This window comes from Klebsiella sp. K5-204, assembly GCF_030128585.1.
In the GTDB taxonomy this organism is placed as follows: domain Bacteria; phylum Pseudomonadota; class Gammaproteobacteria; order Enterobacterales; family Enterobacteriaceae; genus Klebsiella; species Klebsiella quasipneumoniae.
Genome location: NZ_JAKUZS010000002.1, coordinates 1 through 19,322, shown reverse-complemented (window position 1 = coordinate 19,322; position 19,322 = coordinate 1). Strand labels below are relative to the sequence as shown.

The window sequence follows — 19,322 nt, the reverse complement described above, 5'->3', positions numbered from 1 at the left end:
TTTCGACCAAAAAAATAACCGACACTTTAAAAAAAGCGTCGGCTAGTCTCTGGTTTTCAGGCCGCATATTTTGCAACAATATCAACGGCGTTGACAAGATGTTATGAAGTTCATTGCGTGAGCATAATTTTTAAGATGCTAATATCTATACGATTTCCGTATGATAAATTGTAAAAATAGCACTATTTGCTAATAGCGCTTCGCGCCACCATTTCCCGGCCAAACCGCAGGCGGCGTCATTCCAGGCGATCCACGCGCGCTGACGAGGCGACAGCCCGCGCACGGCCAGGCTGACCAGCTCGCCGCTCTCCAGCAGCCCCTGCACCTGATAACGCGGCAGGCAACCCCACCCCAGCCCCATGCGCAGCAGCGCCAGCTGCCCCGCGGCGTCACACACCGTCAGGGTATCCTGATCGGCGAGCAGCGCCCCACCCTCGCCGGTGGCCACCGCGCGGTAACGCCGCAGGGTTCGCCAGCTCAACGGGGCGCGGCGCTCCGCCAGAGGATGCTGCGGGGAGACCACCAGCAGCAGCTCCAGCTCGCCAAGGGGAAGATAATCATAGCCGCTCAGCGGCGGCGGCTCGCCGAGCGCCCCCAGCAGGAGATCGGCCTGCCCTTCCGTCAAGGGCCGCCAGTCCAGCAGCGAGGGGGTCAGCGTGAAGCGCAGCCGGGTGAGCGGCTGCTGTTGATAAAAGGCGGCGATCAGCGGCGAGAGTTGCGCCACGGGAAAAGTGCTGTCCACCGCCAGGCGGAGGGTATGTTCCCACCCCTGCTGCAACTTAACCGCCCGGATCTCCAGTTCGCGGGCGATGTGCAACACTTCCCGCCCTTTCTCCAGCAGCATCTGTCCGGTGGGGGTAAAGCGCGCGCGGTGGCCGCTGCGGTCGAGCAGCTGAATATTGAGATCGCTTTCCAGCCGGTGAATGGTGTAGCTCAGCGCCGAGGGCGTTTTAAAGAGCTTTGCCGACGCCGCGGCAAAGCTCCCCTCTTTTTCCAGCGCGTCGAGGATCACGAGGACATCCAGCAGTGGTTTCATCGCTACCCCCTTACGGTATGCGAATCACCGCTGGCGGATCACTCCATCGGCATCACCAGCGGATCGGGGTACTGGTACTCAAACCCCAGCTCATTGCAGATACGATTGCCATCCACAATCTTGCCCTGGCCGCCGTCCGGGCTGTCGCTGAAGACCGGCGGCGGCAGCCCCAGCTCGCGGGCCATCTGCGGATAAAAGAGGCCGCGCGCCGGATGGCGGGGCGCACATAGATTATAGATGTGCCCGCCCTTCGGAGCCTGCAGCAGCAGTTCGATGGCGGCCACCACATCCTGCAAATGCACCAGGTTGACCACGTGCTGGCCATCCGGCGCCGACTTGCCGGCGAAAAAACGCCCCGGATGGCGGGACGGCCCCACCAGCCCGGCCAGGCGCAGAATATCCACCGAGGTCCCCGGCAGATTGTGCAGCCAGTCCTCCAGCTCCTTGAGCACCTGCCCGCTGGCGGTTTGCGGCAGGCGCGGGGAGTTCTCTTTCACCGTACCGTTGACGTTGCCATACACCGAGGTGGAGCTGGTGAAGACGATCCGCGGAATATGGTACGCCAGCGCGGTATCGACGATCTCCTGCACCGCCTGCAGATAAAACCCTTCCCCTGCCCCGGTCCGCCGGGCCGGCAGCGTGATCACCAGCGCATCGACGTTCATCAGCGCGTCGAGGTCCTCGGTATCACAGACCAGCTGCGGCTCCAGGCGCAGCGGATAGCTGTCGATCCCGCACATCCGCGCCGCCTCCACGCCATCCTGCGTGGTTTTACTGCCGGTGACCTGCCAGCCTCGCGCCGTCAACGACAGCGCCAGCGGCATCCCCAGCCATCCCAAACCGACTATCGCGACCTTTTTCATCCCAGGCTCCTGACTCTTTCGCTGTGCTGATTACAGGCTACGCCAGCCAGCGGCAACTGACAATTTCTTCGCTCAATGTGAAATGAATTAATGATAGAAAAAAGCCCTTGCTTTCTGCGGCGAAAGTGGTTTAGGTTAAAGGACATCAAATGCATAGTCATTCACAGAGAATTTTTATGAACCGCGTTCAATTTAAACACCACCATCATCACCATCATCCTGACTAGTCTTTCAGGCGATGTGTGCTGGAAGACATTTGGATCTTCCAGTGGTGCATGAACGCGCAGAGAGCCCCCGGAAGATTCACTTCCGGGGGCTTTTTTTTGGACCAAATTCGGACAGATTCAGACAGGTATTCAGAGGAAAAGAACAATGTTAGACAACACCCGTTTACGCATAGCTATTCAGAAATCAGGCCGTTTAAGCGAAGATTCACGCGAATTACTCAGCCGCTGCGGCATTAAAGTCAATTTGCACACCCAGCGTCTGATTGCGCTGGCGGAAAATATGCCAATCGACATTCTGCGCGTGCGTGATGACGATATCCCGGGCCTGGTGATGGACGGTGTTGTCGACCTCGGCATTATCGGCGAAAACGTGCTGGAAGAAGAGCTGCTCAGCCGCCGCGCCCAGGGCGAAGACCCGCGCTATTTCACCCTGCGTCGTCTGGACTTCGGCGGCTGCCGCCTGTCGCTGGCGACCCCGGTGGATGAAGCCTGGAACGGCCCGGCGGCGCTGGACGGCAAACGTATCGCCACCTCTTACCCGCACCTGCTGAAGCGTTACCTCGATCAAAAAGGTATCTCCTTTAAATCCTGTCTGCTGAACGGCTCCGTGGAAGTGGCGCCGCGCGCCGGCCTCGCCGACGCCATCTGCGACCTCGTCTCCACCGGCGCCACCCTGGAAGCCAACGGCCTGCGCGAAGTGGAAGTGATCTACCGCTCCAAAGCCTGCCTGATCCAGCGCGACGGCGAAATGGACGACGCCAAACAGCAGCTGATTGACCGCCTGCTGACCCGTATTCAGGGCGTGATCCAGGCCCGCGAGTCGAAATACATCATGATGCACGCCCCGACCGAACGTCTGGAAGAAGTGGTTGCCCTGCTGCCGGGCGCCGAACGGCCGACCATTCTGCCGCTGGCGGGCGACAAGCAGCGCGTGGCGATGCACATGGTCAGCAGCGAAACCCTGTTCTGGGAGACCATGGAAAAACTGAAGGCGCTGGGCGCCAGCTCCATTCTGGTGCTGCCGATTGAGAAGATGATGGAGTAATCGGCCAGCCGGTCACGGGACACACAGGGGAAAACAATCATGAGCTTCAACACAATCATCGACTGGAACGGCTGTAGCGCAGACCAACAGCAACAACTCTTAACGCGCCCGGCGATTTCCGCCTCCGACAGCATCAGTAAAACGGTGGCGGCGATCCTCGATAACGTCAAAGCCAACGGCGACGCGGCGCTGCGCGAATACAGCGCGAAGTTTGATAAAACCACCGTCGCCGCGCTGCAGGTGAGCGAGGCGGAGATCGCTGCCGCCGGCGAGCGCCTCAGCGACGAGCTGAAGCAGGCGATGGCGGTGGCGGTGCAAAACATCGAGACCTTCCACAACGCGCAACAGCTGCAGGCGGTGGATGTCGAAACGCTGCCGGGGGTGCGCTGCCAGCAGGTGACCCGCCCTATCGCCTCCGTCGGGCTGTATATTCCGGGCGGCTCGGCGCCGCTGTTCTCCACGGTGCTGATGCTGGCGACGCCGGCGCGCATCGCCGGCTGTCAGCAGGTGGTGCTCTGCTCGCCGCCGCCGATCGCCGATGAGATCCTCTACGCCGCGCAGCTGTGCGGCGTGAAAACCATCTTTAACGTCGGCGGCGCGCAGGCCATCGCCGCCCTCGCCCTCGGTACCGAGTCGGTGCCGAAGGTGGATAAAATCTTTGGCCCGGGTAACGCTTACGTCACGGAAGCCAAACGCCAGGTCAGCCAGCGTCTGGACGGCGCGGCCATCGACATGCCGGCCGGCCCGTCGGAAGTGCTGGTGATCGCCGACAGCGGCGCCAACCCGGACTTTGTCGCCTCTGACCTGCTGTCCCAGGCGGAACACGGCCCGGACTCGCAGGTGATCCTCCTGACCCCGGACGCCGGGATGGGCAGCCGCGTCGCCGAGGCCGTGGAGCGCCAGCTGGCCGCCCTGCCTCGCGCCGAAACCGCCCGCGTGGCGCTCTCCGCCAGCCGGATCATCGTGGCCCGCGACCTGGCGCAGTGCGTGGCTATCTCCAACCAGTACGGCCCGGAGCACCTGATCATTCAGACCCGCCAGGCCCGTGAGCTGGTGGACAGCATCACCAGCGCCGGTTCGGTTTTCCTCGGCGACTGGTCGCCAGAATCCGCGGGCGACTACGCCTCGGGCACCAACCACGTTCTGCCGACCTATGGCTATACCGCCACCTGCTCAAGCCTCGGCCTGGCCGACTTCCAGAAGCGGATGACCGTGCAGGAGCTGTCGCGCGACGGCTTTGCCGCCCTCGCTTCGACGATTGAGATTCTGGCCGCCGCCGAGCGCCTTGACGCCCACAAAAACGCCGTAACGCTGCGCGTTGCCGCCCTGAAGGAGCAAGCATGAGCATTGAAGATTTAGCCCGCGCCAACGTCCGCGCGCTGACCCCGTATCAATCCGCTCGCCGCCTGGGCGGGAAAGGCGACGTCTGGCTGAACGCTAACGAATTCCCCACCGCCGTGGCCTTCCAGCTGACCGAGCAGACGCTGAACCGCTACCCGGAGCCGCAGCCGAAGGCGGTGATTGAGAACTACGCCCGCTACGCCGGGGTTAAACCGGAGCAGGTGCTGGTCAGCCGCGGCGCCGACGAAGGCATTGAGCTGCTGATCCGCGCCTTCTGCGAGCCAGGCGAAGACGCGGTGCTCTACTGCCCGCCCACCTACGGCATGTACAGCGTCAGCGCCGAGACCATCGGCGTCGAATGCCGCACCGTGCCGACCCTCGCCGACTGGCAGCTCGACCTGCCGGGCATTGAGGCAAAGCTGGACGGGGTGAAAGTGGTCTTCGTCTGCAGCCCGAACAACCCGACCGGGCAGATTATCGACCCGCAGTCGATGCGCGACCTGCTGGAGATGACCCGCGGCAAAGCCATCGTGGTGGCCGACGAAGCCTATATTGAATTCTGCCCGCAGGCGACGCTCGCCGGCTGGCTCAGCGACTACCCGCACCTGGTGGTGCTGCGCACGCTGTCCAAAGCCTTCGCCCTCGCCGGCCTGCGCTGCGGCTTCACCCTCGCCAACGCCGAGGTGATTAACGTCCTGCTGAAAGTGATCGCGCCGTACCCGCTCTCCACGCCGGTGGCCGATATCGCCGCCCAGGCGCTGAGCGCGGAAGGGATCGCCGCGATGCGTCAGCGCGTGGCGCAGATCCTCGACGAGCGACGCTACCTGGTGGAACAGCTGCGCGGCATCGCCTGCGTGGAGCAGGTCTTCGATTCCGAGACCAACTACGTCCTGGCGCGGATAACCGCCTCCAGCGCAGTGTTTAAATCTTTGTGGGATCAGGGCATTATCTTACGTGACCAGAATAAACAACCTTCATTGAGCGGCTGTTTGCGTATCACTATCGGTACCCGTGCCGAGAGCCAGCGCGTGATTGACGCCTTGACTGCGGAGAATGTATGACCCAGAAGTATCTCTTTATTGACCGTGACGGCACCCTGATTTCCGAACCGCCGGTAGATTTCCAGGTGGACCGTTTCGACAAGCTGGCGTTTGAGCCGCAGGTGATCCCGGCGCTGCTGAAGCTGCAGCAGGAAGGCTATAAGCTGGTGATGATCACCAACCAGGACGGTCTGGGTACCGACAGCCTGCCGCAGGAGGCGTTTGATGGCCCACACAACCTGATGATGCAGATCTTCGCCTCGCAGGGCATTAACTTTGAGGAAGTGCTGATTTGTCCGCACTTCCCGGGCGACAACTGCGCCTGCCGCAAGCCGAAAACCCAGCTGGTGCTGCCGTGGCTGGAAGAGGGCGTGCTGGATAAAGCCCACAGCTACGTGATTGGCGACCGGGCCACCGACCTTGAGCTGGCGGATAACATGGGGATTATCGGTCTGCGCTATGACCGCGAGACCCTCAACTGGCCGACCATCTGCGAGCAGCTGACCCGCCGCGACCGCTATGCCCACGTCGAGCGCATCACCAAAGAGACCCAGGTGGATGTGAAAGTGTGGCTGGACCGCGAAGGCGGCAGCAAGATCCACACCGGCGTCGGCTTTTTTGACCATATGCTCGACCAAATCGCCACCCATGGCGGCTTCCGCATGGAGGTCAACGTCGGCGGCGATCTGTACATCGACGATCACCACACGGTGGAAGATACCGGCCTGGCCCTCGGCGAAGCCCTGAAGCTGGCGCTCGGCGACAAGCGCGGCATCAACCGCTTCGGCTTCGTGCTGCCGATGGACGAGTGTCTCGCCCGCTGCGCGCTGGATATCTCCGGCCGTCCGCACCTGGAATATAAAGCGGACTTCACGTACCAGCGCGTCGGCGATCTGAGCACCGAGATGGTGGAACACTTCTTCCGCTCGCTCTCTTACACCATGGCGGTGACGCTGCACCTGAAAACCAAGGGCAAGAACGATCACCACCGCGTGGAGAGCCTGTTCAAAGCCTTTGGCCGTACGCTGCGCCAGGCGATCCGCGTCCAGGGCGATGCCCTGCCGTCTTCCAAAGGGGTGCTGTAATGAATGTGGTGATCCTTGATACCGGGTGCGCCAACCTCAATTCGGTGAAATCGGCGATTGGCCGCCACGGCTATGAGCCGGTGGTCAGCCGCGACCCGGAGGTGGTATTGCGTGCCGATAAACTGTTTCTTCCGGGCGTCGGCACCGCCCAGGCGGCGATGGACCAGCTGCGCGACCGCGAGCTGATCGACCTGATCAAAGCCTGTACCCAGCCGGTGCTGGGTATCTGCCTGGGCATGCAGCTGCTCGGCAAGCGCAGCGAAGAGAACAACGGCGTCGATCTGCTGGGCATTATCGAGGAAGAAGTGCCGAAGATGACCGACCACGGCCTGCCGCTGCCGCACATGGGCTGGAACCGGGTGTATGCCAAAGCGGGCGATCGTCTGTTCCGCGGCATTGAAGAAGGCGCGTATTTCTACTTCGTCCACAGCTACGCCATGCCGGTCAACCCGTACACCATCGCCCAGTGCAATTACGGCGAGGCGTTTACCGCCGCGGTGCAGAAAGATAACTTCTTTGGCGTGCAGTTCCACCCGGAGCGCTCCGGGAGCGCCGGGGCGCAGCTGCTGAAAAACTTCCTGGAGATGTGATGATTATTCCTGCGTTAGATTTAATCGACGGCACCGTCGTTCGTCTCCACCAGGGCGATTACGGCCAGCAGCGCGACTACGGCAGCGATCCGCTGCCGCGCCTGCAGTCCTATGCCGCTCAGGGGGCGGAAGTCCTGCACCTGGTCGACCTGACCGGGGCGAAGGATCCGGCGAAGCGCCAGCTCCCGCTGCTGAAATCGCTGGTCGCCGGCGTTGACGTCCCGGTGCAGGTCGGCGGCGGCGTGCGGACCGAGGCGGATGTCGCGGCCCTGCTTGAAGCCGGCGTCGCCCGCGTGGTGGTCGGCTCCACCGCGGTGAAATCCCCGGAGGAAGTGAAAGGCTGGTTTAAACGCTTTGGCCCTGAACGACTGGTGCTGGCGCTCGACGTGCGTATCGACGCCGACGGCAATAAGCAGGTGGCGGTCAGCGGCTGGCAGGAAAACTCCGGCGTGACCCTGGAGGAGCTGGTGGAGAGCTATCTGCCGGTCGGCCTGCAGCATGTGCTGTGCACCGATATCTCCCGTGACGGCACGCTGGCGGGCTCCAACGTCTCGCTGTATGAGGAAGTCTGCGCCCGCTACCCGCAGGTGGCGTTTCAGTCATCCGGCGGCATCGGCGATCTCAATGATATTGCCGCCCTGCGCGGCACCGGGGTGCGCGGCGTGATTGTCGGTCGCGCGCTGCTGGAAGGTAAATTCAACGTAACGGAGGCCATTCAATGCTGGCAAAACGGATAATCCCCTGCCTCGACGTCCGCGACGGCCAGGTAGTGAAAGGCGTGCAGTTCCGTAATCACGAGATCATCGGCGACATCGTCCCGCTGGCCAAGCGCTATGCCGACGAAGGCGCCGACGAGCTGGTGTTCTATGATATCACCGCCTCCAGCGACGGCCGGGTGGTCGACAAGAGCTGGGTGTCGCGGGTGGCGGAAGTGATTGATATTCCTTTCTGCGTGGCGGGCGGGATCAAGTCGCTGGAAGACGCGGCGCAGATCCTCTCCTTTGGCGCCGATAAGATCTCGATTAACTCCCCTGCCCTCGCCGACCCGACGCTAATCACCCGCCTTGCCGACCGCTTTGGCGTGCAATGCATTGTGGTGGGGATTGATACCTGGTTTGATGCAGAGACCGGCAAGTATCACGTCAATCAGTACACTGGCGACGAGAGCCGCACCCGGGTGACGCAGTGGGAAACCCTCGACTGGGTGGAGGAAGTGCAGAAGCGCGGCGCGGGCGAGATCGTCCTCAATATGATGAACCAGGACGGAGTGCGCAACGGCTACGATCTGCAGCAGCTGGCGAAGGTTCGCGCGGTGTGCCATGTGCCGCTGATCGCCTCCGGCGGCGCGGGCACCATGGAACACTTCCTCGAAGCCTTCCGCGATGCCGACGTTGACGGCGCGCTGGCGGCCTCGGTATTCCACAAACAGATTATTAATATTGGCGAACTGAAAGCGTACCTGGCGGCACAGGGCGTGGAGATAAGGGTATGTTGACTGAACAGCTGGACTGGGAAAAAACGGACGGCATGATGCCGGCCATCGTGCAGCACGCCGTATCCGGCGAAGTGCTGATGCTGGGCTACATGAACAAGGAGGCGCTGGAGAAAACCGAAGCCACCGGCAAGGTCACCTTTTACTCACGCACCAAACAGCGGCTGTGGACCAAGGGTGAAACCTCGGGCCATGTCCTCAACGTAGTGAGCATCACGCCGGACTGCGACAACGATACGCTGCTGGTGCTGGTGAATCCGATCGGGCCGACCTGCCACAAAGGCACCACCAGCTGCTTCGGCGACGCCGGCCACCAGTGGCTGTTCCTCTATCAGCTGGAGCAGCTGCTGGCCGAGCGTAAGCACGCCGACCCGGAGAGCTCCTACACGGCGAAGCTGTATGCCAGCGGCACCAAGCGCATCGCGCAGAAAGTGGGAGAAGAAGGCGTGGAGACCGCGCTGGCCGCCACGGTGAACGACCGCTTCGAGCTGAAGAATGAGGCGTCGGACCTGATGTATCACCTGCTGGTGCTGCTGCAGGACCAGGGGCTGGATCTCGGGGAAGTGATTGATAATCTGAAAAGTCGGCACTAACGCGTTGACCCCCGCCGCAACGGCGGGGGTAGCTGGCCTCAGGATTTGCTTTCCAGCAGCGTAGTGTAGAGATTGACGTAAGCGTCAATCATATGGTCGGCAGTAAACATCTCTTCAAACCGACGACGCGAGTTTTCGCCATAGCGGCTGGCGGTTTCATCGTTATGCCAGAGCTCATTCATCGCCTCCACCAGCGCCTGGCTGTCATTCGGCGGGATCACGCAGCCATTCACTTTGTCCTGATTAATGAACGAGGTCCCGGTGCCGATCTCGCAGGAGATCAGCGGCCTGGCGAAGCGCGCGCCTTCCAGTAACGTAATGCCAAACGCCTCGGAGCGCAGATGCGAGGGGAAGACCACGCCACGGCAGAGCTGGAAGAGAATGTATTTATCTTCGTCGTTGAGCATGCCGGTAAATACCACATTGCTCAGCCCACGCTGCTGCGCTTCACGACGCACTTCCGCCTCCAGCGGCCCGCCCCCGACAATCACCACCGGCAGCCGGCTACGCTCGGCGGCATCCAGCAGAATGTGCAGCCCTTTGTAGTAGCGGAAAGCGCCGACGAAGAGGAAGAAGTTATCGCCGACGGTTTCCCGCCAGTGCGCCACCCGCTGCGGATCGTGCTGCACGTCGTGCTGCTCCAGACCAAACGGGATCACCACGGTTTTATCCTGATATTTTTTCAGGGTCTGGCTGGAGGCCACGTAGTTGGGCGACGAGGCGACAATGCAGTCTACGCTGGCGAGGAATCGCTCCTGCAGCGGCTGGTACAGCTTCATCAACCGTTTTTGTTTCACAATATCAGAGTGATAGGTCACCACCGTTCTGGCGTCAGGCCGCGCCGAGAGATGCAACATATCCATGAATGGAAACGGAAAATGGTAGTTGATGATGTCGTAATCATCTTTAATCTGCTTAAAACGCTTTAACGCTCTCAGCGAAAACGGCGTGGAGGCAATTTCAAAAAGCTGCTTATTATAAATGACCCGATGGTCTTCGTAGGCGACAGGTCCTGTCTCTTTGTCCGGGCTAAAAGTAAATACATCGGCTGCGATTCCCCGGCGGGCGCAGCCCTGACTGAGCTGATAAATGACCTGCTCAATACCGCCGTAGGTATCGGGATAGTAGGTCTTATAGACGTGTAGAACTCTCAACTGACACCCTTAGAGTAATTTATAGGCGTTAATGGTCTGGGTCGTACAGTTCTCCCACGAAAACTGTTTCGCCTGGGCAAGACCGCGCGCGGTGGCGATTTCCCGCCAGCTATCATCCTGCAGGCTCTGCAAAATATGCGCGCTAATCGCGTCTACATCATTAGGATCGGCAACGAGGCCGGCATCGCCAACCACCTCAGGCAAAGAAGTGACATTGGAACATACTACCGGCACACCGCAAGACATCGCTTCAAGAATAGGTAAACCGAATCCCTCATAGAAGGAGGGATAAACAAAGGTTCTGGCCGCCGCGTACAGATAAGGCAGGTCTTCATCCGGGACATAACCCAGGTAACGGATCCACCCTTCCCGCGTACCGCGCTCGACTAACTGCCACAGCACATCGTCTTCCCAGCCGCGATAACCGCTGAGGATCAGCGGGTAGCGCATGCGGGTCTCCATCGGCAGCAGCTGATAGGCCTGCAGCAGACCGCGGATATTCTTACGCGGCTCCATGGTGCCGATATACAACGCGTAGCCCTGCCACGCCAGCTGATATTTCTGCAGGACCGGCAGGCACTCCGCCGGGCTGCGCGGAATATAGTCGCTGCTGCAGGCCAGCTTGGTGGTGACGATCCGATCCGCCGGATAGTTGAACAGGCGGATGATTTCACTGCGCGAGAAGTCAGAGACGGTCAGGATCAGCTTTGCCGAATCGAGGCTCTCGTGCAGGGACTTCTCCATATAGCGAACCCGATCTTTTGGATGATATTCCGGGCAGGTAAAAATGGAGATGTCATGAAACGTGGTCACAGCGCGTTCCAGGCGATGCGGCAGATAAAAATTGGGACCATGGTAGATGTAATCTTTATAGTCGCGCAATGCCCATGCCTGGCGCCGCGGGTGCAGCAGGCGATACGCCTCAATCAGCAGCGGCTGGCGGCGCAGAAACGCTGACAGACGACCATGATTGCTGGCTTTGGTATCGCTTTTATTCTCAACCTGGGGGATCTGATCGATAAACGACGCGCCGTGAAACAGCTTCAGCTCTTCGATTTCGCGAGCGACCGCCAGCCGCTTAACCAGCTCCAGGGAATACCGACCGATGCCCGTTAATGGGTATTTAATTGGCTCAGTAGCAAAAATAATTTTCATAACGAACTCATCACAAGGGCCACCGGGGCGGCCCTGTTGATAGCGATTATTGCTTCGCGGCTGGCGCGATAATCGGCAGGTTTTTCAGGAGAAATTCCGCGCTCTGCTTCCAGGTTAACCAGTTGATATTTTCTGAGCGAGGATGCGCGTTTTGCTCATACAGGGCTAACCAGTCTTCGACGGCCTTCGCGATGTCGGCCGGCGCTTCCCCGGAGAAATACCAGGCATGTTCCTGAGCAATCTCTTTAAACACCGGGATATCGCGGATAATCACCGGCAGCTTTTTCTGCGCCGCTTCAATCAACGGCAGGCCAAAGCCCTCGCCCTGCGAGGCAAAGATCAGCGCGCGTGAACGAGCATATAGCTCGGCCAAAAACTCGTCGCTGATATTCTGCAGCCAGAACAGCTTTTTGTTCAGCTGCGGATGATGGCGTAATTTTTCGCACAAGCTGTCAACGTTCCAGCCCTGTTTGCCGACGATAAACAAGTTGTACTCTTTGCCCTCGCGCCACAGCTCCTCGAAGGCGGCCAGCGTCTGGGCGTGGCCTTTGCGCGGCTCCATGGTGCCAACCATGATAAATGACGGGGCTGCGGCCATCGTGGCTAACAGCGCCTGTGCATTGTCCGGCATACCAGTGGACGGTACGCTGGCATCGAGGTCGGCGCCCAGATGGAAGTTGCTGACGGTCAGCAGCGGATTCGGTTTCACCCAATGGCTATTTTCCGCAATCCACGCTTTCACATCCTCGGCGACGCTGGCAGAGACGCAGATCAGCCGGTCTGCGTGCTCTGCGAGGCAGGACAGCCAGATCGGGAATTCACGCTGAATGCCTTCGATACTCCACTCCGGGCGACGTAATGGCAAAATATCATGCACCACGAAGCAGGCGAACGCCCCGGCGGCGCGCATGCTGTCAATTTGCGTCACCACCTCCGGGAAGAGATGCGCGGTCAGATCGGTGGCGATCAGAATATCATCTTTGCTGAACAGCACCGGCTCGTCGGCACCATATTCGCCCGGGAAGTTACTGGACAGATATTGGTTGGCGTAGCGATAACACTCGCCTGGGGTGTAGTAGACGGCGGAAACCTCATAACCCGGCACGCCGGATTTCAGTAATTCGCTAAGAATACTGCGCGAGACGCGCTGGATCCCGGTCTTCGCGTCATGCTTCGCCAGAACCGAAATATCCACCAGCAGCTTGCGAGTATGGCGCTTAAAGCCGTTGCGCGCAACCGCCCACGCCAGACCCAGACGGTCGACTTCGCTCAGCGCATCAATTTTCTGCATCGTCTGAATGCGCGAGGCGGTCACGCCTTCCACCTGCCCGGCATGCGCCTCTTTGGACGACTGCAGCAGGCGAGTGAAACCATCGATCGCCAGATGGGCGGTGTTGGCCCAGGAGAATTTGGCCGACTGCGTCAGGGCATGCGCCTTCAGCTCACGGTAAAACGCCTCATCGGTCAGCGCCTTCTCCATCACCCGGCGAATATCCTGCACGTCATGCGGATTGAACATGGCATCTTCCCAGCCAATGACTTCCGGCAGGCTGGTAATGTTTGAACCTAAGGTCGCCGCCCCGCAGCGCATCGCTTCCAGCGGCGGCAGGCCGAAACCTTCATGCAGCGACGGGAACACAAACAGTTTGCACAGGTTGTACAGGGCAATCAGATCGTCGTCGGTCAGGAAGCCGGTAAAGATAAGCTGGCTGCGTGACAGGCCATAGCTTTCCGCCAGACGCAGAATCCGCTCCAGATCCTCCGGGTGCACCTTATACGCCAGCACCATCGGATAGCGCTGCTGCAATTCGGCAGGCAGCATGCTGTAGGCGTGAATAAGCGCTTCGATGTTTTTCCGCGGCTCGATCATCGCCAGCGTCAGAATAAACTCATCGGGCAGGCTGTATTTGTCTTTTAAAGACTGAATACGCTCGGCGGAATAGTCGATAACCGCAAACTCTTCACCCACCGCCGAGGAGATGTTCAGCACTCGATCGCTGGCGATGTCGGTATATTCGATCACTTCCTGGGCCGCCGACTGCGAAATAGCGAAGATCGCGTCCGCCCGCTCAAACTCCGCCAGCTTGTTCATATAAAATTCGCGGAAATTCGGATCGCCGAGATAACGCTCTTTATTTAACAGCGGGATCAGATCGTGGCATACGCACACTGTCTTCCACGGCACATTGTCCGCCGGAATGGACACGGTATAACTATCCCCATGGCCTTCGAAGAAGCTAATAACATAGACAATATCAGGCGCGATATTGGCGATAGCGATATCGCGGGCCGCCTGGGCGGCTTTGCTACGGCCGTGGTTATCAATATTGCAATAGGCCGTTGGCGCAACGGCGGAGAAGATGAACATATCCTCGTCCGCCAGCAGGTCCCGATAGGCCATTTTTACATCATTAATATTGTCAATGGGATACATACCATTGATCAGAATACTGACGCGATGCTCGCCGGCATTTTCAATAATGGCGCGGCTCATGGCCAGGGTACTGCGACCGATACCGCGGAATTTACTTTCCGACTGGTAACCCTGGACATCAATCAAAATATGCAAGTTAATCTCCTTATTTATTTTTCGTTAGTTTGAGATAAATTTCATAAACCTCCGGAGGTAAAAGCTCCGGATGCATCACTTGCAGCTCAGTCTGCGATAAAATTTGCGCATCAGCCTGATACTGGCTGTGCGGCAGCGGATTCATACGACGATACAAACGGTAGGCCGGCTGATAAAGGCCCAGCTTATGTAACCCATTTACCGCGGTATGTTTTACCTTCGGATGTTTTCTCATAAACGAGAAAACAAACCGCAGGACGCGTTTAATAAAATGTTTACAACGCTGCACGAAACCATACTGCCTCAGCAAATGGATCTGCAGTCCAATATAACGATAACCCTTGGTCATTCTCCAGGAACGGCTGCGATGGATTTTTTCAATCTCCTGGCGAAGCTGCTGGTTTTCGTTATGTAAATGGTGAATCTCCCGGTTAGCGGCTTCCAGTCGCTGGAGGAGCTCAGCGGTTTCCGGCGGCAGCTCGGGCTGAATGTCAGCCTGGGCGTGCGCTTGTGCCGACTCCAGCAGCGCGGTCAGCTGCGCCATATTCTCAGTCAGCCAGCTCAGCTCATGGCTGACTTCCACTGGCTGTTGCGCTTTCTCGACTAACGCATCCTGTGCCGCCTGCAGCTGAACGATCTGTTGCTCCAGGGCATGGATTTCACCACGCATCGCCTCCGAGCCGGCGCTTTCATTGCGCACCCGGGACTGGAGCTCCAGCAGCACCGTCTCCTGAGCGATGATCCACTGCTCCGTCGCCCCACGCTGCTGTTCAGCTGAAGGCAGTTTCGCTTTCTTGTCGAACAGCGCTAACAGCAGGGCAAAGTTCCAGCTGTCAACCGGCTCCTGCCAGACCGCATACAGCCAGTTTGACCACGGCTGCGGCAGGTTGAACGGATGCACGGGCGCCGAGCGCCAGAAACCGTTTATGTTTTTGTTTTCGGCAAACAGCTCGTTCACAAACACGAAAAACGACTGGACAAGGTTTGTCGGCCAGCTGCAGTCCTGTGGGGTGGTGACGATAGAGCCGAAGTCGATTAAGCGGGCATGCTGCCGGGCATCGACCATCACGTTCCATGGGCGCACATCGTCATGCCAGAACCCTTGCTTCTCAAGCGCCGCTAAGGAACGGAGCAAGGTGCCAAGGATTTTTTCACGATCGATCTCTTCCCCGGCCGCCAGCATATCGCTCAGCAAGCTACCCGGGAGCTTTTCCATCACCAGCCAGCCAGACTGGGCGTTTTCGCCGTGGGCCAGTAATGCCGGCGCGTCAAAGCCCGCTGGCGGTTGCGCCAGGAACTTTATTTCATTATGCAGTTCATGTTTATTACGCTGGCTCTCTTCTGCCGTCAGGATGCCGTGGGGCATGTCGTAATAGAAAAACTTGCACACATAATCTTCGCCAAAGAAGTAGCGACGGCTGCGCTTATGCGCCAGGCCGGCCCCGGCATAGGGCTGATTTTGCCAGTGCTGGAACGGCTGATTAAAATCGTTGAGCAGCACCCGGTGGTTGCTAACCAGGTACATCGGGCGCGGAACGGGGGATAAATGGGTATCAAACTCGCCAATCAGGCGATAAAACGCGCACTGCTCAATCAGTTCGCGTGGATCGTCCGGCTGAGAAACGCCCCAGTATAGCGGTTCTTCTTTCACCGCCAGCTCAAGGATCACCGCCTGGGTGACATCCGCCAGGCGCGAAAGCAGACGTTTAACTTCATCGATACCATGAAGATGAACAATATGGTGAAACACGCTTAAGCCAATGGCCAGATCAAACTCGCCCTCTTCCAGCGCGGCGATCACCTCTTCAATTCTGCCTACCCGGAATTCGGCGGCAAAGTCGGGGTTTTCTTCGGCCAGCGCGCGGCAAACGTTAATATTTTCCTGCTGGAAATCGATACCAACGATAGTCGCGCCTTTGCTTGCCAGGCTCAGGCTGAAAAAGCCCTGAGCGCAGCCCAGATCGAGAACTTTAAGCGGGCGGCCCAGCGCGCGGGATAAGTTATCGTACTGTTCGGTAATCAAATCGAGACGTTGATTACAATCGCGAGCGGCGTCGCCATCCCACTCGGGATGGCCAAAAATAGTTTGATAAATCTCAGGTAATTCGCTAACCAGCGTGTTTAAGTTTTTAGTCATGGAATCGTTTTTCTCAACGTCATTGGTAGCTAGTAAAGGACGACTTAAGATCGATGACACCCCAAAAATCCATGCTCTTGGTCACATGTAAAATAATGGAGTCGTAACGTCTGTCCAGCGGCGTCATATCCGTCTGCGGGTTGCCGGCAGAGATACCAAATGACAGCAGGTAATCGCCACTGTTTAAATCCACCGGAAGGCTAAATTTAAACACCCGAACATCGCCGCGGGAAACCGAAATATTCTCGCGCCCTTCTGAGGCGAGGAAAGAGTTGGTTCCGTAGAGGAATAAGCCATCGAGGGTCTTAATCAGGATGCCTGGCACCACGCAATCAAAATCGTATTCAAACACGACCTTCATCAGAAAATCGGTCTGCTGATTGCCCGTCAGCGAGGGCGGAAAATCAACCCCGGCGCTCTGAATATGGTAATCGATGATTTTCGCGCCGCCCTGCCCCCAGCGGTACTCTTCCGGACGGTAGCCTGGTCGCGTGTGGTACACATCTTCAATCTCATCAAGCGACATCTGGCTTTCGCCACTGACTGACGAGGTAGCCGTTTCGCTTTTCCTGGCGCTGTCTTTATCAGGTTTGCCAAACAGCTCATCCAGGTAACGGTTGGTCACGTCACGGGCGGTGCCGTCCATGCAAATGTCACCATTTTTGAGGAAGATGGCGCGGTCGCAGTGTTTGACGATATCCCCGGCGCTGTGGGAAACCAGCAGCAGCGTGGTGCCCTGCTTTTTGAAGTCCGCAATGCGGGCGTAGCACTTCGCCTGAAAGCGGGAGTCGCCAACGGAGAGCGCTTCATCGACGATCAGAATATCCGGGCGAGAAGCGGTGGCCACGGCGAACGCCAGGCGCATTTGCATGCCGCTGGAATAGATGCGCACCGGCTCTTCAATGTAGTCGCCGATATCCGCAAAGGCTTCGATCTCCGGCATTAAGCGCTCGATCTCTTCCCGGCTCAGGCCCATCATTAGCCCGGACATATACACGTTCTGCCGGCCGGTAAAGTCGGGATGGAAACCCATGCCCAGCTCCAGCAGCGCAGCGACGCGCCCCTGGATCTCAATGCTGCCTTTGGTGGGCTGGGTGGTGCCGGTCAGCAGCTTCAGCAACGTACTTTTACCTGCGCCGTTCACCCCGACAATACCGACTGCTTCACCGGGTTCAATGCTGAAATTGATGTCTTTTAACACCCATTTTTTGCTGTGCCGCGGCTTATCGCCCGGCAGCAGTTTCTCGATGACCCGGTTCCATTTGGATGGGTAATATTTATACGCCTTGCCGACGTGCTGAACTTTGATACTCATGATTAAATCTCGTCCACAATATCAGCGGCATGTTTTTTAAATAAACGCCAGGCAAATAAAAACAGAATGACCGACACCACCGTGACCGGAAGCAGCGCCATCCAGTCAGGGCTCTGGTGATAGAGCATCACGTTCTGGTAGGAACCGATAATGGTCGCCATCGGGTTATAGGCCAGCAGGCCTGAAACCCATTCCGGCAGCGTTTTGGACACGTAAACAATAGGCGTAAACCAGAACCAAAACTGCAGCAGGATATTGACGAACTGGCCGATGTCGCGGACAAAAACGTTCAGCACGCCGAGGATAATCCCCAGGCCCAGGGTGAACAGCATCTGGACGATCAGCACCGGAATGATTTCAAAGAAAATCATGCCCGGGAAATTCCCCGTGACGATCAGAAACAGCACAAACAGACCGAAAATGATCAGAAAGTTAATGAACGCCGAAGCGGTGACGATGATCGGTAAACAGATCCGTGGAAAGCTGAGCTTTTTAAGAATATTGGCGTTGGTCAGAAAAACGTTGACCAGACTGCTGAGCGTTTCCGTGAACAGCCCCCAGGTTAACACCCCGGAACAGAGGTAGATGCTATAGGCAAAAGGGCCGTCCATGCCCGCCAGGCGGGCACGCATTAATTCAGAAAAGATTAATGTATAGACGGAAATCATGGCGATCGGCTGCAAGATCAGCCATGCCGCGCCTAAAAAGCTGGTCTGGTAACGGGACTGAAAGTCCCGTTTAACGCTGTCAATAATAAAGCCACGGTAGCGATAGATCGCTGAAAACATAGGACTCAAAGCGATTCCTCTTTTAGCAGGTTGAGCAGCTCGGCGGTTTTCTCGTTCATCAACGCCGTATCCGCTCTGGACTCAACGTTCAGGCGCACCACCGGCTCCGTGTTGGATGTGCGCAGGTTAAACCGCCACTCAGGGTATTCAATACTGATACCGTCCGTTGTGTCGATGTGTGCGGCCGCCGGCTCATACTGCGCCCGGATGCGCGCGATCGCCTCCGCCGCATTACCCAGCTTGCGGTTGATCTCCCCCGACGCCGGGAACGCCGCCTGGCGGTCCTCCACCAGCGATTTCAGCGAGCTGTTCTTCAGGCACAGCAGCTCCGCCACCAGCAGCCACGGGATCATCCCGCTGTCGCAGTAGGCGAAGTCGCGGAAGTAGTGGTGCGCGCTCATCTCCCCGCCGTAGATGGCGTCTTCCTGGCGCATCCGCTCCTTGATGAACGCATGCCCGGTCTTCGACATCACCGGCTGCCCGCCGCTGCGGGTCACGATGTCCACCGTGTTCCACGTCAGGCGCGGGTCGTGAATGATTTTCGCCCCCGGCTGCTTCTGCAGAAATGCTTCCGCCAGCAGGCCGACAATGTAGTACCCCTCGATAAACGACGCCTCGTCATCGAACAGGAAGCAGCGGTCGAAGTCGCCGTCAAAGGCGATCCCCATGTCCGCCTGATGCGCACGCACCGCATCCGCGGTGTCCTGGCGGCACTCCGGCAGCAGCGGGTTCGGGATACCGTTCGGGAAATGGCCGTCCGGCTGATGATGCACCTTGATAAAGGTCACCGGCGCCCCGGCCGCCGCAAAGCGTTTCTCCACCTCATCAATCACGTGCCCCGCCGCCCCGTTGCCGGAGTTCACCACCAGCTTCAGCGGACGGGTGAAGTTCG

The 19,322-nt window shown here is 58.5% G+C and carries 17 protein-coding genes, 1 pseudogene and 1 other annotated feature; of the genes and pseudogenes, 9 read left to right on the top strand and 9 right to left on the bottom strand.

Annotated features, from left to right (window positions below; genetic code table 11):
• Positions 1-145 precede the first annotated feature (145 nt).
• The gene (locus tag MKR05_RS05520) at positions 146-1,036 is read right to left on the bottom strand and encodes a LysR family transcriptional regulator (RefSeq protein ID WP_218799136.1); all 891 of its coding nucleotides are present in this window, start codon (positions 1,034-1,036) and stop codon (positions 146-148) included.
• Between the two features lie 38 nt (positions 1,037-1,074).
• Positions 1,075-1,899, bottom strand: a complete 825-nt coding sequence (locus MKR05_RS05515; RefSeq protein ID WP_004152513.1) for an SDR family oxidoreductase — start codon at positions 1,897-1,899, stop codon at positions 1,075-1,077.
• A gap of 176 nt (positions 1,900-2,075) precedes the next feature.
• Here MKR05_RS05515 and hisL point away from each other — a divergent pair, with 176 nt between their 5' ends.
• From hisL to hisIE, 9 genes are all read left to right on the top strand, one after another.
• Entirely contained in the window at positions 2,076-2,126 is a 51-nt protein-coding gene (gene hisL, locus MKR05_RS05510; protein WP_004899375.1) for a his operon leader peptide, read from the top strand.
• Positions 2,102-2,224 (top strand) — a sequence feature (His leader region). (Overlaps the previous gene by 25 nt.)
• A 47-nt stretch (positions 2,225-2,271) precedes the next feature.
• Positions 2,272-3,171 (top strand): ATP phosphoribosyltransferase, encoded by a 900-nt coding sequence (hisG, locus tag MKR05_RS05505; protein ID WP_023290356.1) that lies wholly within the window; start codon positions 2,272-2,274, stop codon positions 3,169-3,171.
• Positions 3,172-3,210: 39 nt separating this feature from the next.
• Positions 3,211-4,515, top strand: coding sequence for a histidinol dehydrogenase (gene hisD / locus MKR05_RS05500; RefSeq protein ID WP_023290357.1), 1,305 nt, complete (start codon positions 3,211-3,213; stop codon positions 4,513-4,515).
• The gene (hisC, locus tag MKR05_RS05495; protein ID WP_032453441.1) at positions 4,512-5,573 is read left to right on the top strand and encodes a histidinol-phosphate transaminase; all 1,062 of its coding nucleotides are present in this window, start codon (positions 4,512-4,514) and stop codon (positions 5,571-5,573) included. The genes hisD and hisC overlap by 4 nt, the downstream gene beginning before the upstream one ends.
• A complete protein-coding gene (gene hisB, locus MKR05_RS05490) occupies positions 5,570-6,637 on the top strand; it encodes a bifunctional histidinol-phosphatase/imidazoleglycerol-phosphate dehydratase HisB (protein WP_243817198.1) in 1,068 nt (355 codons plus the stop codon). The genes hisC and hisB overlap by 4 nt, the downstream gene beginning before the upstream one ends.
• Complete coding sequence (gene hisH, locus MKR05_RS05485) at positions 6,637-7,227, top strand: imidazole glycerol phosphate synthase subunit HisH (RefSeq protein ID WP_002912227.1); 591 nt, start codon at positions 6,637-6,639, stop codon at positions 7,225-7,227. Before hisB ends, hisH begins: the two co-directional genes overlap by 1 nt.
• Positions 7,227-7,964, top strand: coding sequence for a 1-(5-phosphoribosyl)-5-[(5-phosphoribosylamino)methylideneamino]imidazole-4-carboxamide isomerase (gene hisA / locus MKR05_RS05480; protein WP_211778541.1), 738 nt, complete (start codon positions 7,227-7,229; stop codon positions 7,962-7,964). The genes hisH and hisA overlap by 1 nt, the downstream gene beginning before the upstream one ends.
• Complete coding sequence (gene hisF / locus MKR05_RS05475) at positions 7,946-8,722, top strand: imidazole glycerol phosphate synthase subunit HisF (protein WP_004180497.1); 777 nt, start codon at positions 7,946-7,948, stop codon at positions 8,720-8,722. The genes hisA and hisF overlap by 19 nt, the downstream gene beginning before the upstream one ends.
• The gene (gene hisIE / locus MKR05_RS05470) at positions 8,716-9,312 is read left to right on the top strand and encodes a bifunctional phosphoribosyl-AMP cyclohydrolase/phosphoribosyl-ATP diphosphatase HisIE (RefSeq protein ID WP_023290360.1); all 597 of its coding nucleotides are present in this window, start codon (positions 8,716-8,718) and stop codon (positions 9,310-9,312) included. The genes hisF and hisIE overlap by 7 nt, the downstream gene beginning before the upstream one ends.
• A 38-nt stretch (positions 9,313-9,350) precedes the next feature.
• Here the strand turns inward: hisIE and wbdC are convergent, their stop codons facing one another.
• The 7 genes and pseudogenes from wbdC to rfbK all read right to left on the bottom strand — a co-directional run.
• A complete protein-coding gene (wbdC, locus tag MKR05_RS05465) occupies positions 9,351-10,466 on the bottom strand; it encodes an N-acetyl-alpha-D-glucosaminyl-diphospho-ditrans,octacis-undecaprenol 3-alpha-mannosyltransferase WbdC (protein ID WP_044524108.1) in 1,116 nt (371 codons plus the stop codon).
• Positions 10,467-10,475: 9 nt separating this feature from the next.
• Complete coding sequence (locus tag MKR05_RS05460) at positions 10,476-11,621, bottom strand: glycosyltransferase family 1 protein (protein WP_008804110.1); 1,146 nt, start codon at positions 11,619-11,621, stop codon at positions 10,476-10,478.
• 46 nt (positions 11,622-11,667) lie between these two features.
• Positions 11,668-14,190 carry a polymannosyl GlcNAc-diphospho-ditrans,octacis-undecaprenol 2,3-alpha-mannosylpolymerase WbdA gene (wbdA, locus tag MKR05_RS05455; protein ID WP_049014735.1) on the bottom strand — a complete coding sequence of 841 codons (2,523 nt, stop codon included), beginning with the start codon at positions 14,188-14,190 and terminating at the stop codon, positions 11,668-11,670.
• 10 nt (positions 14,191-14,200) lie between these two features.
• Complete coding sequence (locus MKR05_RS05450) at positions 14,201-16,327, bottom strand: methyltransferase domain-containing protein (RefSeq protein ID WP_087827370.1); 2,127 nt, start codon at positions 16,325-16,327, stop codon at positions 14,201-14,203.
• 19 nt (positions 16,328-16,346) lie between these two features.
• Complete coding sequence (gene wzt, locus MKR05_RS05445; protein WP_284118197.1) at positions 16,347-17,642, bottom strand: O9 family O-antigen export ABC transporter ATP-binding subunit; 1,296 nt, start codon at positions 17,640-17,642, stop codon at positions 16,347-16,349.
• Positions 17,643-17,644: 2 nt separating this feature from the next.
• Positions 17,645-18,430, bottom strand: coding sequence for an O9 family O-antigen export ABC transporter permease subunit (wzm, locus tag MKR05_RS05440; RefSeq protein WP_243806151.1), 786 nt, complete (start codon positions 18,428-18,430; stop codon positions 17,645-17,647).
• 5 nt (positions 18,431-18,435) lie between these two features.
• A pseudogene (rfbK, locus tag MKR05_RS05435) lies at positions 18,436-19,322 on the bottom strand (O9 family phosphomannomutase RfbK); the annotation flags it as partial.

Coding starts and splice junctions, on each gene's coding strand:
- MKR05_RS05515 (WP_004152513.1), bottom strand. CDS start 1,899: ATGAAAAAGGTCGCGATAGTCGGTTTGGGATGGCTGGGGATGCCGCTG.
- hisA (WP_211778541.1), top strand. CDS start 7,227: ATGATTATTCCTGCGTTAGATTTAATCGACGGCACCGTCGTTCGTCTC.
- wzt (WP_284118197.1), bottom strand. CDS start 17,642: ATGAGTATCAAAGTTCAGCACGTCGGCAAGGCGTATAAATATTACCCA.
- hisB (WP_243817198.1), top strand. CDS start 5,570: ATGACCCAGAAGTATCTCTTTATTGACCGTGACGGCACCCTGATTTCC.
- hisF (WP_004180497.1), top strand. CDS start 7,946: ATGCTGGCAAAACGGATAATCCCCTGCCTCGACGTCCGCGACGGCCAG.
- hisG (WP_023290356.1), top strand. CDS start 2,272: ATGTTAGACAACACCCGTTTACGCATAGCTATTCAGAAATCAGGCCGT.
- hisIE (WP_023290360.1), top strand. CDS start 8,716: ATGTTGACTGAACAGCTGGACTGGGAAAAAACGGACGGCATGATGCCG.
- MKR05_RS05520 (WP_218799136.1), bottom strand. CDS start 1,036: ATGAAACCACTGCTGGATGTCCTCGTGATCCTCGACGCGCTGGAAAAA.
- wzm (WP_243806151.1), bottom strand. CDS start 18,430: ATGTTTTCAGCGATCTATCGCTACCGTGGCTTTATTATTGACAGCGTT.
- MKR05_RS05450 (WP_087827370.1), bottom strand. CDS start 16,327: ATGACTAAAAACTTAAACACGCTGGTTAGCGAATTACCTGAGATTTAT.
- hisC (WP_032453441.1), top strand. CDS start 4,512: ATGAGCATTGAAGATTTAGCCCGCGCCAACGTCCGCGCGCTGACCCCG.
- hisH (WP_002912227.1), top strand. CDS start 6,637: ATGAATGTGGTGATCCTTGATACCGGGTGCGCCAACCTCAATTCGGTG.
- MKR05_RS05460 (WP_008804110.1), bottom strand. CDS start 11,621: ATGAAAATTATTTTTGCTACTGAGCCAATTAAATACCCATTAACGGGC.
- hisD (WP_023290357.1), top strand. CDS start 3,211: ATGAGCTTCAACACAATCATCGACTGGAACGGCTGTAGCGCAGACCAA.